Origin of the sequence: Rhodanobacter sp. Root627, assembly GCF_001427835.1 — a bacterium.
In the GTDB taxonomy this organism is placed as follows: domain Bacteria; phylum Pseudomonadota; class Gammaproteobacteria; order Xanthomonadales; family Rhodanobacteraceae; genus Rhodanobacter; species Rhodanobacter ginsenosidimutans.
In genome coordinates this window covers 1,100,349-1,116,624 of the sequence record NZ_LMGW01000002.1, presented here as the reverse complement: position 1 = coordinate 1,116,624, position 16,276 = coordinate 1,100,349, and the positions used below count along the sequence as shown (strand labels likewise).

At 64.0% G+C, this 16,276-nt stretch carries 15 protein-coding genes; 6 read left to right on the top strand and 9 right to left on the bottom strand.

The window, feature by feature from the left end:
* Positions 1-156 precede the first annotated feature (156 nt).
* Positions 157-801 carry a 4'-phosphopantetheinyl transferase superfamily protein gene (locus tag ASD68_RS12070; RefSeq protein WP_056607066.1) on the top strand — a complete coding sequence of 215 codons (645 nt, stop codon included), beginning with the start codon at positions 157-159 and terminating at the stop codon, positions 799-801.
* Between the two features lie 77 nt (positions 802-878).
* Complete coding sequence (locus ASD68_RS12065; protein WP_056084271.1) at positions 879-1,628, top strand: pyridoxine 5'-phosphate synthase; 750 nt, start codon at positions 879-881, stop codon at positions 1,626-1,628.
* Positions 1,629-1,756: 128 nt separating this feature from the next.
* Here the strand turns inward: ASD68_RS12065 and ASD68_RS12060 are convergent, their stop codons facing one another.
* From ASD68_RS12060 to dnaA, 9 genes are all read right to left on the bottom strand, one after another.
* Positions 1,757-2,161, bottom strand: coding sequence for a biopolymer transporter ExbD (locus ASD68_RS12060; RefSeq protein WP_056083467.1), 405 nt, complete (start codon positions 2,159-2,161; stop codon positions 1,757-1,759).
* Between the two features lie 4 nt (positions 2,162-2,165).
* The gene (locus ASD68_RS12055; protein WP_007082486.1) at positions 2,166-2,582 is read right to left on the bottom strand and encodes a biopolymer transporter ExbD; all 417 of its coding nucleotides are present in this window, start codon (positions 2,580-2,582) and stop codon (positions 2,166-2,168) included.
* Positions 2,583-2,593: 11 nt separating this feature from the next.
* A complete protein-coding gene (locus ASD68_RS12050) occupies positions 2,594-3,319 on the bottom strand; it encodes a MotA/TolQ/ExbB proton channel family protein (RefSeq protein WP_056083465.1) in 726 nt (241 codons plus the stop codon).
* Between the two features lie 97 nt (positions 3,320-3,416).
* Positions 3,417-4,076: an energy transducer TonB gene (locus tag ASD68_RS12045; protein WP_040671100.1), complete on the bottom strand. Its 660-nt coding sequence runs from the start codon at positions 4,074-4,076 to the stop codon at positions 3,417-3,419.
* Between the two features lie 197 nt (positions 4,077-4,273).
* Entirely contained in the window at positions 4,274-5,566 is a 1,293-nt protein-coding gene (locus ASD68_RS12040; RefSeq protein WP_056607061.1) for a tetratricopeptide repeat protein, read from the bottom strand.
* A gap of 222 nt (positions 5,567-5,788) precedes the next feature.
* Positions 5,789-8,218 carry a DNA topoisomerase (ATP-hydrolyzing) subunit B gene (gyrB, locus tag ASD68_RS12035; RefSeq protein ID WP_056607059.1) on the bottom strand — a complete coding sequence of 810 codons (2,430 nt, stop codon included), beginning with the start codon at positions 8,216-8,218 and terminating at the stop codon, positions 5,789-5,791.
* A gap of 103 nt (positions 8,219-8,321) precedes the next feature.
* On the bottom strand, positions 8,322-9,401 hold the full coding sequence (gene recF / locus ASD68_RS12030; RefSeq protein ID WP_056607057.1) for a DNA replication/repair protein RecF: 1,080 nt from the start codon (positions 9,399-9,401) through the stop codon (positions 8,322-8,324).
* An 85-nt stretch (positions 9,402-9,486) separates the two neighbouring features.
* Complete coding sequence (gene dnaN, locus ASD68_RS12025; protein WP_056607054.1) at positions 9,487-10,587, bottom strand: DNA polymerase III subunit beta; 1,101 nt, start codon at positions 10,585-10,587, stop codon at positions 9,487-9,489.
* A gap of 247 nt (positions 10,588-10,834) precedes the next feature.
* Positions 10,835-12,169 (bottom strand): chromosomal replication initiator protein DnaA, encoded by a 1,335-nt coding sequence (dnaA, locus tag ASD68_RS12020; RefSeq protein ID WP_056607052.1) that lies wholly within the window; start codon positions 12,167-12,169, stop codon positions 10,835-10,837.
* Between the two features lie 190 nt (positions 12,170-12,359).
* Between dnaA and rpmH the strand changes: the two genes are divergently transcribed.
* The 4 genes from rpmH to mnmE all read left to right on the top strand — a co-directional run bounded on the left by rpmH (position 12,360) and on the right by mnmE (position 16,263).
* Positions 12,360-12,494, top strand: a complete 135-nt coding sequence (gene rpmH / locus ASD68_RS12015) for a 50S ribosomal protein L34 (protein WP_007082494.1) — start codon at positions 12,360-12,362, stop codon at positions 12,492-12,494.
* A 14-nt stretch (positions 12,495-12,508) separates the two neighbouring features.
* Positions 12,509-12,913: a ribonuclease P protein component gene (gene rnpA / locus ASD68_RS12010; RefSeq protein ID WP_082546050.1), complete on the top strand. Its 405-nt coding sequence runs from the start codon at positions 12,509-12,511 to the stop codon at positions 12,911-12,913.
* Between the two features lie 60 nt (positions 12,914-12,973).
* A complete protein-coding gene (yidC, locus tag ASD68_RS12005) occupies positions 12,974-14,692 on the top strand; it encodes a membrane protein insertase YidC (protein WP_056607046.1) in 1,719 nt (572 codons plus the stop codon).
* A gap of 230 nt (positions 14,693-14,922) precedes the next feature.
* The gene (gene mnmE / locus ASD68_RS12000; protein WP_056607043.1) at positions 14,923-16,263 is read left to right on the top strand and encodes a tRNA uridine-5-carboxymethylaminomethyl(34) synthesis GTPase MnmE; all 1,341 of its coding nucleotides are present in this window, start codon (positions 14,923-14,925) and stop codon (positions 16,261-16,263) included.
* Positions 16,264-16,276 lie beyond the last annotated feature (13 nt).

Sequence of the window (16,276 nt, the reverse complement as noted above, 5' to 3'; positions counted from 1 at the left end):
GAACGACGCTGCCTCGATGACGTTTCGCGTGGGCGGCGTCGACACCGAAAGCCCCCGACGGCGCCTCGCTGTGGCGACTTGCACGGTAGCCGGTCGCGCCGATGAGCAGGCCGCGCCGTGCTTGTACCCCTGCACGGTGAACGTCACCATGGTGGAATGACGATCGCCGACACACCCCGCCTTGGCAACGTAGCAGAGCCCCTGCACGATGACGAGATCCACGTGTGGAAACTGGATTATCAACGCGCCGAGGGTCGCCGGCCGCTGATCCGGCTGTTGGCCCGCTACCTCGCCATCGATCCGTCCGCGGTGGAGTTGCGCGAGGGCGACCATGGCCGGCCAGCCCTGGCCTCGATTCACGATGATGCGCTAGATTTCAACTGGTCGCACAGCGGCGACCACGCACTGATCGCCGTCGCCCGCGGCATCACGCCAGGCGTGGACATCGAGCGCCGGCGTCCGCGGCCCAAGGCGCTGGAAATCGCACAGCGGTTTTTCAGCGACGACGAAATTGCGGTGCTGGCCAGCGCCGCACCCGAGCGTCGCGGCGGGGTTTTCCTTGATATATGGACGGCCAAGGAAGCGCTTCTGAAAGCGCATGGCCACGGACTGTCGTTCGGCCTGGATCGGCTCAGCGTCGTCGGCGACGACGCACTGATCCAGCTGCGTCGGTTCGATGGCGAGGATGTGGGCGGTTGGCAGCTGCAGCCGCTTGCGCTGGGCCAGGCTTTTGTCGGTGCGCTGGCATGGCGTGGTGAGGCGCGACGGATTCGGCTGAGGGCGCTTGCCAGCGCCGTTTGATTGGTGCACTGTTTTCGGCCACGCAGCGATTCCGCATCCGATCAGCCGTTGCCTCCGCCACCTGCATCGACTCCGCCATGACTTTGCTCAGCGTCAATCTCAACAAGATCGCGGTCCTTCGCAATTCGCGCGGTGATACCGAACCCGATATCTGCCAGGCGGCACGCACCTGCATCGAGGCGGGCTGCGGCGGAATCACGGTGCACCCGCGGCCGGACCTGCGTCATGTCCGACCCGACGACGTGCGTGCGCTGGCCACCCTGCTGCGCGGCCGGGTCGAATACAACATCGAGGGCAATCCGTTTGCCGGTCCGCGCGGCGCCTACCCCGGCTTGATCGCGCTGGCGCGCGAAGTGCGTCCGACCCAGGTCACCCTGGTACCGGACAGCGACGGGCAGATCACCTCCGACCACGGCTTCGATATCCTGCGCGACATCGAACGGCTGCGTCCGCTCGTCGCCGAACTCTGCGAACTGGGGTGCCGTGTCAGCCTGTTCGTCGACGCGGACAACACGACCCGAGCCTTCGAGCAGGCTGCGGCGATCGGCGTGCAACGCATCGAGATCTATACCGGCCCCTATGCCAAGGCGTTCGCCGAAGATGCCCCTGGCCTGGCACTGGAAGCTTGCGTCACCACGGCGCGGTGCGCGCAGCAGGCTGGCCTGGCGGTCAACGCCGGCCACGATCTCAGCCAGAAAAACCTGGGCACGTTCAAGGCAGCCATCCCCGGTCTGGCGGAAGTCTCCATCGGCCATGCGCTGATCGGCGAAGCCCTGTACGAAGGCCTTGCCGTCACCGTACGCAACTACCTGCAGATCCTGCGCTGAGTCGTCGTGGCGCGCCGCCGGCGCGTAGCGAAGGCGATTTCCGATACAACGGGTTCGATTTCCACCCACAAAAAACCCCGCCGAAGCGGGGTTTTTTGTTTATCTCATGCAACCGGTTGTTGACCGGATCAATCGCCTTCGGTGAAGCCGATCTTTACGAGGTTGTAGCTTTTCGCGTCAGCCAGCACGCGCGCCACGTACTCGTAAGCCACCGTATCGGCCGCGTTGATCTGGATCTCCGGCTGATTGGTCTGCTGGGCGATGACCGCCAGCTGCGCCTTGAGTCCCAGCTCATCGACCGGCGTGTCGTTCCAGTAGAACCCACCACCGGCATCGATCTTCAGTCGAATGGGATCGAGCGGATTCGGTGGATTGATCACGTTCGGATTCGGCTGCGGCAGATCGACCTTGATCTTGTGGGCGAGTACCGGCGCCGTGATCATGAAGATGATCAACAGCACCAGCATCACGTCGACCAACGGGGTAACGTTGATCTCCGACATCGGTCCACTGGTATTGGTACTGAATGCCATCTCGTTACTCCTTGCCGGTCGTCATGAACCCGACATGGACCATGCCAGCGTCCTTGGCGTCGCCAAGAACCTTGCGCACAATCTTGTACTCGGTTGTCTTGTCCGCACGGATCTGCAGTTCCGGCTGCGGCGACTTCTGCGCGTTCACCGCGAACTGTGCCCGCAACTCCACATCCGTGACCGGGTGATCGTTGAAGTACAAGCTGCCATCCTGCTTGATCGCAAGATCCAGCGGCGGCACCGGCATTTCATCGTCCTTCACCTTCGGATTGGCGGTAGGCAGGTCAATCGTGATGCTGTGTGACATCAGCGGCGCGGTAATCATGAAGATGATCAGGAGAACCAACATCACGTCGACGAGCGGCGTAACGTTGATTTCCGACATCGGCCCGCCGTTATTGCCACCGGTACTCATGCCCATGGGTCAATCCCTCACTTCTGGCTTTCGACGCGCGAACCGGTGGCGAAGAAGTCATGAAGGTCGTGCGCGAATTCGTCGAAACGAGCGTAGGTCAGACGGTTCGAGCGGTTGAAGAAGTTGAACGCGAACAGCGCCGGGATAGCGGCGAACAGACCAAACGCGGTCATGATCAGAGCCTCACCGACCGGACCTGCCACGGCGTTCATCGACGCGTTGCCGGTAGCAGCAATGCCGATCAGCGCGTGGTAGATGCCCCACACGGTACCGAGCAGACCGACGAACGGTGCTGCCGAACCCACGGTGGCGAGCAGGGTGAGACCGCCTTCCAGACGGAGGCTCTCGCGGGCCACGGCCTGGCGCAGGGCACGGTCGATGAATTCCGAACGGCTCAGCGATTCGGCCAGGCGACCCGGCGCACCGGCAACCGACTGCTGGTGATGGGCAACCGCGGAAGCGGCATCCAGCGCGATCTTGGAGAACGGTTCGCCCTTGGGCTGGGCTTCCAGCTCACGGATGGCGTCCTGGGTGGAGGCGTTGCCCCAGAAATCGTTGATCACCTTGTCGGCACGCGAACGCACCTGGGCGTTGCGGATACCGTTGGCAATGATGAAGTACCAGGAAAGGAACGACATCACGACCAGCGTGATGAAAACCACCCAGCCAAGCCAGTCGAAGTTCTGTGCCAGGTTGGCGAAGCCCATCTGTTTCATGGCTTCGGCGTTGGTATTGCCACCCATGACGGGAGTGGCATCGGACGGTGCAGGAGTCTGTAGGAACATAACGCTACCCTAGGGAAGTCAAGCGTGAACTGAGAATGTGACCGGAGGAGCCCGATTACATCTGGTTGAGATTGAAGTTGACGGGAACGCGAGCGTACCCCTCGACCTTTTGTCCGTTTCGTACTGTGGGATTGAAGCGCCAGCGTCGTGCTGCGTCCATAGCCGCACGATCAAGCTCGTGGAAACCGCTGGATTTGTCGACCTTGATGTCCTTCGGCGAACCATCCGTGCCCACCAGGATCATCAACACTACCGTACCCTCGTGCCGCATGCGGATCGCCTGTGGCGGGTACCGCGGCTGGATACGGCTGTTGTAGCTCAGATCCTGGCTGGCCGTGATCTCGGTCGGCGGTGCGGGCGGTGCCGGTGGTGCCGGCGGCGGAGCCTGCACGGCCATCTGCGACACCTCTTCCACTGCCGGCGGCGGAGCCGGCGGCGGCGGTGTCGGCGGCGGCACGACCTGCTTGATGATTTTCGGTGGCGGCTGTTTTGGCGGTTCCGGCGGCGGCGGCGGCGGCGGTGGCGGCGGCGGCGGCGGCGGAATGAAGCTCACCTGGACGATGTGTTCCTTGGCTTTCTGTTCTTTCTGATGTGGCGCCATCGGCGCGATCAGCAACAGGAACGCGAAAGCATGCAGCCCGACGGCCACTGCCAACGCCCAGGTGCGTTTCCAACTGAATGGTTCACGCCCGTTTTCTTCGTTACTAGAGGCCATCTGTCAACTTTCTGAAGCTAGTCAATCGGAGTGGACGTGCCGCAGCGCATGGGTCGAGCCTTGCCCTCTCGGACAGCACTCGCCGCTGGGGATACGCGGGGAAGAATTTTCAACGGTACAACAGCACGAGGCATTTGTATAGCACCCGTGAATAACGCAAATGGACGTCCATCTGCTTCACGGGTGCGCAGGGCTGTTTACTTGCTCACACCAGCGGTTTTAAGCCACGCCTTGGCCTTTTCTGCGGTTTCCGGCTGCTGCGCTGCCTGCTTCATGGCGGCGATCGCTGCCGGCTTGTTCTTGAGGCCACGTTCGGTCTCGGCCAGCAACATGTAGGCCGTGCCCTTGTGCTTCACGCCCTTCTGGATCGCCTGTTCAAGCAGCGGCTTCGCCTGGCTGAACTTGTTTTCCACCATCAGCAGATGCGCGGCGCGCAGGGCGGATTCGCCATCGGTAGCCTGCGGCAGTGCCAGGTTGTACGAGGCGATCGCCTTGTCCGAATTGCCGGCCATCTCGTACGACTGACCCATGAGCTTGTAGGTCTCGCTGTTGCCGGTGATCGTGTGCTTGGCGATGCCGTCCTGGAGCACCTGGGCCGCCTTCGCCGCGTTCGGTGCCGGGTCATTGCTGCTCTGCGCCTGCAGCAGGTAGAGCTTGGCCAGGGTCATGTTGTCCTTTTCGTCGGTCAACGTGCCTGCGGCGCGGGCCTTCTCCAGCAGCTGGATGGCCTCGGGATATTTTTCGGCATTGACCAGCACCGATACGGCATTGGCGCGGGCCTCCGGATCATTCGGGTTGGCAGCGAGCTGCTCCTGCGCCAGCTTCATCGCCTGGTCTTTCTGGCCGCTTTGCGCATAGCTGGCCATCAGGATCTGGTCCCAGCTTTCCTTCGGCTTGTCGGTCATCGATTTGGCCTTCTGGACGGCCGCAATCGCCTCGGGGTATTTCTCCAGCCGGTAGTAGGCGTTGCCTTCGAGTGCGTACGAGTCGGCGGTTTCCTTCTTGCCCTCGGCGCGCCATTTCGCAATGGTGTCCAGCGTCGCCTGGTATTGCTCGTCGGCCATCTGGAATTGCGCCAGTTCGTAGAGCAACTGGAAGTAGGTGTCGTTGGGCATCACGCCGATGGCCAGCGATTTCTGCAAGGTGCCGATGGCGCCCTTGACGTCGCCGTCGTTGTACTTGAGGTTGGCCAGCCCTTGCAGCGCCAGAGCCTGGGCATATTTGCTCTTGCTGCTTTCGACGATCGGCTCCAGCACCTGTTCGGCTTTTGCCTTGTCACCCAGGCTGACCGCATCGAGGCCTTCGTTGATCGCCTTCTGATCCTTCTTGCTGGTCAGGTCGAGCTTGGGCGCTTCACGGGTCGCGTCGGGATACAACGCTTCCTTCTTGTCGGTGTCCGCCTTGTGCGGGCGCGCCATCAGCGGGCTGCTGATCAGGGCCAGCGCGACGGTCGCGCCAGCCAGCGTCCGAAACAGATGAAAGGGCTTCATGACGGTCCTCGTGGTTAGGGGGTTCACGCTGACGCGTGAGGGGTCGCTGAGCGTAGCGCGTCCCGGCGCACGGTGACAAGCGTTGATTTATAAAATAAACATTAAGTATTTCAATTACTTAGATGTTTCTAGCGCGAACCTTTCGGATTGTCCACCTTTTTCCGGACATATTTGATCGGACGAAGCCGAGCCGGGCATCACATTCGCGATTGCCCGACGCGCTTAGATGTCCAGGTTCGCCACCTTCAACGCATTGGTTTCGATGAAGTCGCGGCGCGGTTCCACCGCCTCGCCCATCAGCATGGAGAAGATCTGATCGGCGGCGATGGCGTCCTCGATACCCACTTGCAGCATGCGGCGGGTGTCGGGGTTGACCGTGGTGTCCCACAGCTGCTCCGGGTTCATTTCACCCAGGCCCTTGAAGCGCTGGATGCTGCGGCCTTTTTTCGCCTCGTCCAGCAGCCAGTTGCGGGCATCGACGAAATTCAGCACGCCGCGCGACGCGTTGCCGCGACGCACGACCGCTTCGGGCTGGATCAGGCCCGCAATCTGCTGGCTGATCGCCAGCAACGGGCGGAACTCGTTGCTGCTGAAGAACGGCTGCGGCAGGAACCAGGTATGGCTGAGGCCATGCTGTTCCTTCACCACCTCGATCGCCGGCGGATGTTCATCGTGGCCGGGGCGCAGGGACAGGCGGTAGTGCGGCTTGCCGAGCCCGCTGGCGGCCAGGCGCTGCGCGGCGCCGTCCAGCCAGGCTTGCATGGCGGTCGCATCGGCCCACAGCGCCGGTTCGATCGGCGGATGTTCCAGCAGCGCGTTGAGCACCGCCGCGTCGAAGCGATGGGCCAGCTTGGCGATCTGGTCCTGGGCGTACTGGTAGCCGCGCAGCAGTTTCTCCAGTGCTTCGCCGGTGATCGGCGGCGCATCCGGGCTGTAGGTCAGCGAGGCGTTGTCGACGGCGCTGGAGATCAGGTAGTCGTTCAGCGCGGTGTCGTCCTTGATGTACAGCTCCTGCTTGCCCTGCTTCACCTTGTACAGCGGCGGCAGGCCGATGTAGATGTGGCCGCGCTCGATCAGTTCGGGCATCTGGCGGTAGAAGAAGGTCAGCAGCAGGGTGCGGATGTGCGAGCCGTCGACGTCCGCATCGGTCATCAGGATGATGCGGTGGTAGCGCAACTTGTCCGGGTTGTACTCGTCCTTGCCGATGCCGGTGCCCAGCGCGGTGATCAGCGTGCCCACCTCGGCCGAGGACAGCATGCGATCGAAGCGCGCCTTTTCCACGTTGAGGATCTTGCCCTTCAACGGCAGCACAGCCTGGGTCTTGCGGTTGCGGCCCTGCTTGGCCGAGCCGCCGGCGGAATCACCCTCGACCAGGAACAGTTCGCACAAGGCCGGGTCCTTCTCCTGACAGTCGGCCAGCTTGCCGGGCAGACCGGCGATGTCCAGCGCGCCCTTGCGGCGGGTCATCTCGCGGGCCTTGCGTGCAGCCTCGCGGGCGCGGGCGGCGTCGACCACCTTGGAGGCGATCGCCTTGGCCTCGTTGGGGTGTTCCAGCAGGAATTCGCCCAACTTTTCGTTGACGACCTGCTCCACCACCGTCTTGACCTCGGACGACACCAGCTTGTCCTTGGTCTGCGACGAGAATTTCGGATCGGGCACCTTCACCGACAGCACCGCGATCATGCCCTCGCGCATGTCATCGCCCGAAGGCATGACCTTGGCGCTCTTGGCAATGCCGGACTTTTCGATGTAGTTCTGTAACGAGCGTGTCAGTGCCGCGCGGAAACCGGTGAGGTGGGTGCCGCCATCGCGCTGCGGGATGTTGTTGGTGAAGCAGAACATCGTTTCCTGGTAGGAATCGGTCCACTGCATGGCCACTTCCACCACGATGCCGTCGTGTTCCGCGGTGAGGCTGATCACGTTGGGGTGCAGCGCCGTCTTCAATTGCGCCAAATGCTGCACGAAAGAGCGGATGCCGCCTTCGTAGGCGAACGTGTCCTGTCGGCCGTCGCCGCGCTCGTCGGTCAGCACGATGGTGACGCCGGAATTCAGGAATGACAGCTCGCGCAGGCGTTTGGCCAGCACTTCGTAGTGGAACTCGATGTTGTTGGTGAAGGTTGCCGGGCTCGGCAGGAAGCGCACCAGGGTGCCGCGCTTGGTGGAGGGACCGACCACCTTCAGCGGGTACAGCGGTTCACCCAGGGAATATTCCTGCAGGTGCTCCAGGCCGTTGCGGTAGATCGTCAGCCACAGGTGCTCGCTCAAGGCGTTTACCACCGAGACGCCCACGCCATGCAGGCCGCCGGAGACCTTGTACGAGTTGGCGTCGAACTTGCCGCCGGCGTGCAGCACCGTCATCACCACTTCCGCGGTGGAGCGCCCTTCCTCGGGGTGCATGTCCACCGGGATGCCACGGCCGTTGTCGCTGATGCTTACCGAACCATCCTCGTGGATGGTCACCGTCACCCGGTCGCAATAGCCGGCCAGCGCTTCGTCGATCGCGTTGTCGACCACCTCGAACACCATGTGGTGCAGGCCGGTGCCGTCATCGGTATCACCGATGTACATGCCTGGCCGTTTGCGTACGGCTTCCAGGCCCTTGAGGACCTTGATGTTGCTGGAGTCGTAGGTGGAGTCTTGGGATTCGTTCATGCGTTGCCCGTTTCCTGGCGCCAGAACCCGCCCGACGCGGCGCCATGTAAGCCGGGCAAGGGTTATGCAAGGTTATGCAATCTGGGTAGATGCAACCTATGGATTATAGCAGGGGCGCCACATTGCCCTGTTCCACATGGAACAACCGGTGCGGCACGGCCTTCAGCGGCGTCGGCAAATCGGTGCCGGTCAGCAGGACTTGGGCGCCCGCGGCCTCCAGCTCGGTGACCACGGCCTGCTGATGCGCCTGATCCAGCTCGGAAGCCAGATCATCGAGGCAGACGACCGGCCATTCACCGCGATCGCGCGCGAAGAGCGCCGCCTGCGCCAGGAGGCATGCCAGAGCCGTGAGCTTTTCCTGGCCACGCGACAAGTGCTCGCGCAACGGCGCATGGGCGAACGCGATGGACCAGTCCGCCCGGTGCACGCCGAACGTGGTGTGTCCCCTGATCCGGTCGCGGGGGCGCTGCTCCTGCAGCGCATCGGCGAGATCAACGCCATCGGGCCAGCCCCGCTTGCAGCGCAGCTCCACGTCACCCAACTCCGGCAGCAGGCCGGCGGTGCTGGCGGACAACAAGGGTTCCAGCTGCTGCAGGTAGTCCTGGCGCAGCGCCTCGATGGCTTGGGCGGCTTGGGACAGCTCGGCCTCCCACGGCTGGTAAAGCTCGTCGGACACTGTGGCCGACCGCAACAAGGCGTTGCGCTGCTTCAATGCGCGCTGGTAGCGGCGCCAGTTATCCAGGAAAGCATGTTCCACATGGAACACACCCCAATCCAGGTAGCGCCGGCGTTCTTCCGCCGCACCCGCTATCAGCGCGTGCGACCCCGGTTCGAAGCACACCACGGCGCATTCTCCCACCAGGGCGCCCAGTGCCACCTTCTCGCCATCGATCTTCGCATCCCATCGTGGCGACCCTGCCCGCCCCAGCCCGACCCGGCTCGACCGCCCATCGTCATGCTTCAGCTCGGCAAACACCGCAAGCTCGGGCGCACCGCGCTGCAGTAGCGCCTCCTTGGCACCGCTGCGGAACGAGCGCGCATGCGACAGCAGGAACGCAGCTTCCAGCATGCTGGTCTTGCCGGCGCCATTCGGGCCCTCGAACACGTTGATGCCCGGCCCCAGTTCCACATCCACCCGGGACAGGCAACGCAACCCCTGGATGCGCAACCGTTCAAATCGCATGCGGCAAACCCCGCACGAAAAAACGCCGGGCAGTCTTGAGACGCCCGGCGCGTGTTTGCTCCAGCAAAGCTGCCGTCATGAAGCGTCAGAGTCGCAGCGGCATGATCACGTGCCGTGCCTGCTCGCTGGCTTCTTCCTGCACCAGGCAACTCGACTGCGCGTCACGCAGGCTCAGCCGGGCCTTCTCGCCGTCCAGTGCCGCCAGTGCGTCCAGCAGATAACCGACGTTGAAACCGACGGCGAGATCGGAAACGTGGGTATCGGCCTCGACCTCTTCCACGGCCTCTTCCTGCTCGGGGTTGTGCGCCACGATGCGCAGCTTGCCCGGCGACAGTTCCAGTTTCACGCCCCGGTACTTCTCGTTGGACAGGATCGCCGCGCGCTGCAACGCACCGCGCAACACCTCGCGATCCAGCGTGGCGGTCTTGTCGGCACCGAGCGGGATCACCGCTTCGTAATCGGGGAAACGCCCATCGATGAGCTTGGAGGTGAACACCACGCTGCCGCGGCGCACGCGCAGGTGGTTGCGACCAAATTCCAGCTCCACCTCGCCGTCGCCCGACTCCAGCAGGCCCACCAGCTCGTTGACGCCTTTGCGCGGGATGATGATCTGGCGACGCGTGGTGACCGAGCTCTGCAGCTGCGTTTCCTTCATCGCCAGGCGGTGGCCGTCGGTAGCCACGCAGCGCAGCGTGTGCTCCTGCAGATCCAGCAGCATGCCGTTGAGGTAATAGCGCACGTCCTGGTTGGCCATGGCGAACGAGGTGTGTTCCATCAAGTCCCGCAGCACCTGTTCGGGCAGGCTTACGGTTTCCACTAGCTCGATCTCGTCGACGGTGGGAAATTCGCTGGCCGCCAGCGTGGTCAGCGTGAAGCGGCTGCGTCCCGCATTCAGCGCCACCCGATCGCCGTTGAGTTTCAGGTCGATCTGGGCGCCATCCGGCAGTGCACGCACGATGTCGAACAGTTTGCGGGCCGGGATGGTGATCTCGCCATCAGCCAGCTTTTCGGCGCTGGTGGCCGCAACCATTTCCACTTCGAGATCGGTGCCAGTCAGCGACACCTTGCCGTCGCCCACCTTGACCAGCAGGTTGGCGAGCACGGGGAGCGTCTGGCGGCGTTCCACCACGCCGATCACCTGCTGCAGCGGTTTGAGCAAGGCTTCTCGCTGGATGCTGAATTGCATGATTTCGCTTCCCCTAGCTTCTGTTCTGTTTTTTTAAAAGAAGTTTAGTTGTTGTAGTAGGCGCCGTGGATAACTTTTATAGCGCCATATTGCGATAACAATCAAATACTTGCTGGTGTTCTTGGCTGTGCTTGAGCGGTGGCGCCGGCTGTTGATCAGTTGTGGGTAACTTTTTACCGCGTTTCATCCACCTATTATCCACAGCCAGCCCCACCAGTTATGCATGACTTTTGCGCACTGAGTCACCTCAGCCGGTCAGCGTGCGGATCAGTTGTTCCCAGTCCTGCCGCATGCGCGTATCGGTTTCGACGAATTTTCGGATTGTGCGGCAGGCGTGCAGCACGGTGGTGTGATCGCGCCCGCCGAACGCCTCGCCGATCTCCGGCAGGCTGTGCTCGGTCAATTCCTTCGACAGCGCCATCGCATACTGCCGCGGCCGCGCCAGCGAGCGTACGCGCCGCTTGGACAGCAGATCCTGCAGCCGCACGTTGAAGTATTCGGCGGTGATCTTCTGGATGTTGGGGACCGTGATCGCCTGGGCATGGGTGGCCAGCAGGTCGCGCAAGGTCTCCTCGGCGAAGTCGGTGGTGATCGGCTTGCCGTAGAAATTGGCGCGTGCCGCCAGCGTGTTCAGCGCGCCCTCGAGGTCGCGCACGTTGGAGCGGATGCGCTTGGCCAGCAGCATCGCCACGTTCTCGTCCACCGCCACGCCCTTGTCGTGCGCCTTGGCCAGCAGGATCGCCGCGCGCGTCTCGAAATCCGGCGGCTCGATCGCCACGCTGAGGCCCCAGCCCAGGCGCGACTTCAAGCGCGGTTCGAGCTTGTCCACCTCTTTCGGGTAACGGTCGCAGGTGAGGATGATCTGCTGCTTGGACTCGAACAACGCATTGAAAGTGTGGAAAAACTCCTCCTGCGTGGTGTCCTTGCCTGCGAAGAACTGGATGTCGTCGATCAGCAGCGCGTCGACCGAGCGGAAGCGCTGCTTGAACTGATCCATGCTCTTGGCGCGCAGCGCCTCGATCATCGAGCCCACGAATTGCTCCGAGCGCAGGTACAGCACCTTGCGCTCCGGATTCTGCTGCCGGATCAGGTTGCCGGCCGCATGCATCAGGTGGGTCTTGCCCAGGCCGGTGCCGCCATACAGCAGCAAGGGGTTGTAGGCGCGGCCGGGATTCATCGCCACCTGCATCGCGGCGGCCTTGCCCAGCTGGTTGGACTTGCCCTCGACGAAGGTTTCGAAGGTGTAATGCGGGTCCAGGTTGTGCGGAAAACTGGCCGCGGCCGGTTCCTGTGTGGCGCGAACTGGCGCAGGCGCGGGTTTGGCGGCCGGTGCCGGGCGGGCCGAGTTGGAACCCACCTCCAGCCGCACCGTCAGCGCGTGGCCGGTCAGCTGCTGCATCACCGCCTCGATCCGCGGCAGGTAGCGGTCGCGCACGGTATCGAGCGTATAGGGATTGGGCGCAAACAACTGCAGGCCCGTGGTGCTGTCGCGGGCCTGCAACGGCATCAGCCAGGTGTGCAGGTCCTCGGCGCTCAGTTCGCCTTCGAGACGCTCAAGGCAACGTCGCCACAAATCACTCATCGATCTACTCAGTCCACTGCAGGGGCGCTGGCGCGCGGAATGTCGATCGGCAAGTCTACCAGTTCGGCCCGCCGCCCGGCCGTTTTATCCACATGGTGTCCACAGGCTCATTGGGCCGTGTATTTGACAGCAGCGCGATCTGACCACATACTCGCAAACCTTTTTATCCACATTCCCTTCGGAGTAAGCCATGAAGCGGACCTTCCAGCCCAGCAAGCTCAAGCGCGCTCGCACGCACGGTTTCCGTGCCCGTATGGCCACCGCCGACGGCCGCAAGATCATCAACGCCCGTCGCGCCAAGGGCCGCAAGCGCCTGATCCCGTAAGCGGCGTACCGGTGATGCCTCATGCCGACCTGCCGCGCGAGGCGCGGCTACGTCGGCCTGGTGACTTCGCCGCCTTGCGAGCAAGCAGCGGACGCGCAGGCGGCCGCTGTTTTCATATGCGCTACCGCGACAACGAGCTGGGCCATGCCCGCCTCGGCCTGGCGATTTCCAAGCGCGTTTCCAAACGCGCGGTGGAACGCAACCGCATCAAGCGGCTGCTGCGTGAATCCTTTCGTCGCGTACGCCATCAACTGCCTTCCGTCGACCTGATGGTGATGGCGCGCGAGCAGGCGGCCAACGTGCCCGGGCCGCAGCTGTTGGCGGAGATCGACGTGCTGTGGAAAAAGCTGATCGCCGGCCGATCCGCGGCCACCGAACCATTGAAGCGGGCCGACGACACCACCACAATCGGCCGTTGACCTCTTTCTTTCTGCCTCCGCGGCCTTCCCCAGTCGTGGCGTTACCGGATTTGCTACGCGATGAATCAAACGCGCACCTTCCTCATGTTCGCCCTGCTGGCGGTTGCCTATCTGCTGTTTCTGGCCTGGGAGAAGGATTACGCACCGCAGCCGCCACAAGCGGCCGTGGCCAGCGCGTCCAGCACCGCGGCGCCGGCTGATGCCAGCGTGCCCGGCGCGATCCCCGAAGCAGGCGCGCCACCGGCCGCCGTCACCGCGGGGCAGAGCGCGGCGCCAACTATTGCCACCTCGTCTCGCATCACCATCACCACCGACGTGTTGCGCCTGGTGGTGGATACCCGCGGTGGCAGCGTGGTGCACACCGACCTGCTCGCCTACCCCTCCGTCGCGCCCACCCACAAGCAACCCACGCCGCCGCCGGTCGCGTTGTTGAACGACAGCGACACGCGCTATTTCGTGGCGCAGAACGGCCTGGTCAGCAGCAGCGGTGCACAGGATCAGCCGAACCACCTGGCGCTGTTCCACAGCGACAAGGCGGCCTACGAACTGGCCAGCGGCCAGGACGAGCTGCAGGTGCCGCTGACCTGGCAGAACGCCGACGGCCTCAAGGTCACCAAGATCTACACCTTCAAGCGCGGCAGCTACGTGATCGGGCTGACCCAGCGCATCGACAACGGCAGCACCCAGACCTGGCAAGGCAATGCCTACCGCCAGTTGCTGCGGGTGGAGCCGCCCAAGCCGAGCGGCTGGCTGAAGAGCCTCATGGATCCCGAGTCGCGCAGCTTCCAGGGCGCCGCCTGGTACACCGGTGAGAAGTTCGAAAAGCTGCCGTTCAAGAATTTCGCCGAGAAGGACGACGCGCTCGACGCCTCCTACAAGGGCGGCTGGGCCGCCATGCTGAAGCTGTACTTCTTCGCCGCGTGGATTCCGCCGGCGGGTCAGACCGATCACTACACCACCACCACCCTCAACCCCGACAGCGCCCATCCGCGCCACCTGATCCGCGCCGTCGGCCCCACCCTCAGCGTGGCGCCGGGGCAGAGCCAGAGCAGCGAGGCGCGGCTGTACATCGGCCCGAACGTGCAAGGCACGCTGGACGCGATCGCCCCGGGGCTGGACCTGACCATCGACTACGGCATGTTCAAGGCCATCGCGGTGCCGATGCACTGGGTGCTGTCGCAGTTCCACGCGATCTCCAAGAACTGGGGCGTGGCGATCATCCTGCTGGTGCTGCTGATCAAGGGGCTCACCTGGAAGCTCACCGCCGTGCAGTACCGCTCCAGCGCGCGCATGCGCAAGCTGGCGCCGCGCATCGCGCAGCTGAAGGAGCGCTACGGCGACGACAAGCTGAAGATGCAGCAGGCCACCATGGAGCTGTACAAGAAGGAGAAGGTCAACCCGATGGGCGGCTGTCTGCCGGTGCTGATCACCATGCCGGTGTTCTACGGCCTGTTCTACGTGCTCGAGTACAGCCTGGAACTGCGCCATGCACCGTTCCTGTGGATCCCCGACCTCAGCGCCGCCGACCCGCTCTACATCCTGCCGATCATCTACGCGCTGGTGATGCTGGGTACGCAATGGCTGAACCCCGTCGCCGCGGGCATGGACCCGACCCAGGCGAAGATGATGAAGGTGATGCCGCTGCTGTTCTCGGTGATGTTCGCCTTCTTCCCCGCCGGCCTGTGTCTCTACTACGCGGTAAACGGCATCGTCGGCCTGGGCCAGCAGTGGTGGGTCACCCATCACGTGGACCGCGAGGAAACCGCGAAGCCCGCCTGAGCATCACCATCTGGGATTGAACAGCTGCATCCGGACAACCGGCGCAGCTGTTTTCTTTTGAGGGGCTGCGGTTTTTCCCTTCGGCTGAAAACCACGAGCCCCCCATAACACCGTTCACCCTGAGCGTAGCCGCGCAGCGGCGAAGTCGAAGGGCCGCGCAAGAAGCCACATCCTCAACCTGCGGGCGTCGGATTCCTGCGTCAGAATCATCTGCGATCCGGAGAACCATCATGAACACCTCCACCGACACCATCGCCGCCGTCGCCAGCGCACCGGGCATGGCAGGCGTGGGCGTGGTGCGGGTTTCCGGGCCGGCCGTTCCCGCCATCGCCGCGACCCTGCTCGGCCGCGCACCCACGCCGCGATATGCCCACTTCGCCGCCTTCCGCAACGGCGCCGGCGAGTTGATCGATCGCGGCCTGCTGCTGCATTTCCCCGCGCCCGCCTCGTACACCGGCGAACACGTGCTGGAACTGCAGGGCCACGGCAGCGCGGTATTGCTCGACCTGCTGTTGCGCCGCTGCTGCGAACTGGGCGCGCGGCTGGCGCGCCCCGGTGAATTCACCGAACGCGCCTTCCTCAACGGCAAGCTCGACCTGGCTCAGGCCGAAGCGGTGGCCGACCTGATCGCGGCCCGCTCGCAGGCCGGCGCGCGCGCGGCGCTGCAATCGATGGAGGGCGTGTTCTCGCGCAAGGTCGACGTGTTGCTGCAATCGTTGATCGCCCTGCGCGTGCACATCGAGGCGGCGATCGACTTTCCCGAGGAAGAGATCGATTTCCTCGCCGACCCCGCCATCACCGCACAACTCGACAAGCTGCGCCACGAACTGGCCGAGCTGCTGCGCGAAGCGCAACGCGGCGTGCGCTTGAACGACGGCCTCAAGGTGGCCATCGTGGGCCGGCCCAACGCCGGCAAATCCAGCCTGCTCAACGCGCTGGCCGGCAGCGACCGCGCCATCGTCAACGCTGTCGCCGGCACCACCCGCGACGTGCTGCGCGAGCATCTCGACCTCGACGGCATCGCGCTGGAACTGGCCGACACCGCAGGCCTGCGCGACACCGACGACGAAGTCGAGCGCGAAGGCGTGCGCCGCGCCCATGGCGAACTGCAGCGCGCCGACGTGGCCCTGCTGGTCACCGACGCCGAACACGCCGATGCCGACCAGCGGTTCTTCGCCAACCTGCCCGAAGGCGTCGAGCGGCTGGTGATGATCAACAAGATCGATCTGGATCAGGCCCCCGCCCGCAGCGGCCAGCGCCACGGCACCCGCTGGCTGTGGGCCTCGGCCAAGACCGGCGCCGGCCTCGACGCCCTGCGCAAGGCGCTGCGCCTGCTGGCCGGCGCCGGTGGCGAAGGCAGCTTCAGCGCCCGTCGCCGCCACGTTCTGGCCCTCCAAACCGTCCGCGACCACCTCGCTCGCACCGCCACCGTGCTGGCCACCACCCGCGCCGGCGAACTCGCTGCCGAAGAACTGCGCCACGCCCAGCAGGCCCTGGGCGAAATCACCGGCAGCTACAGCAGTGATGATCTGCTGGGGGCGATCTTCGGCTCGTTCTGCATCGGCAAATAGCCGCCCATACGGC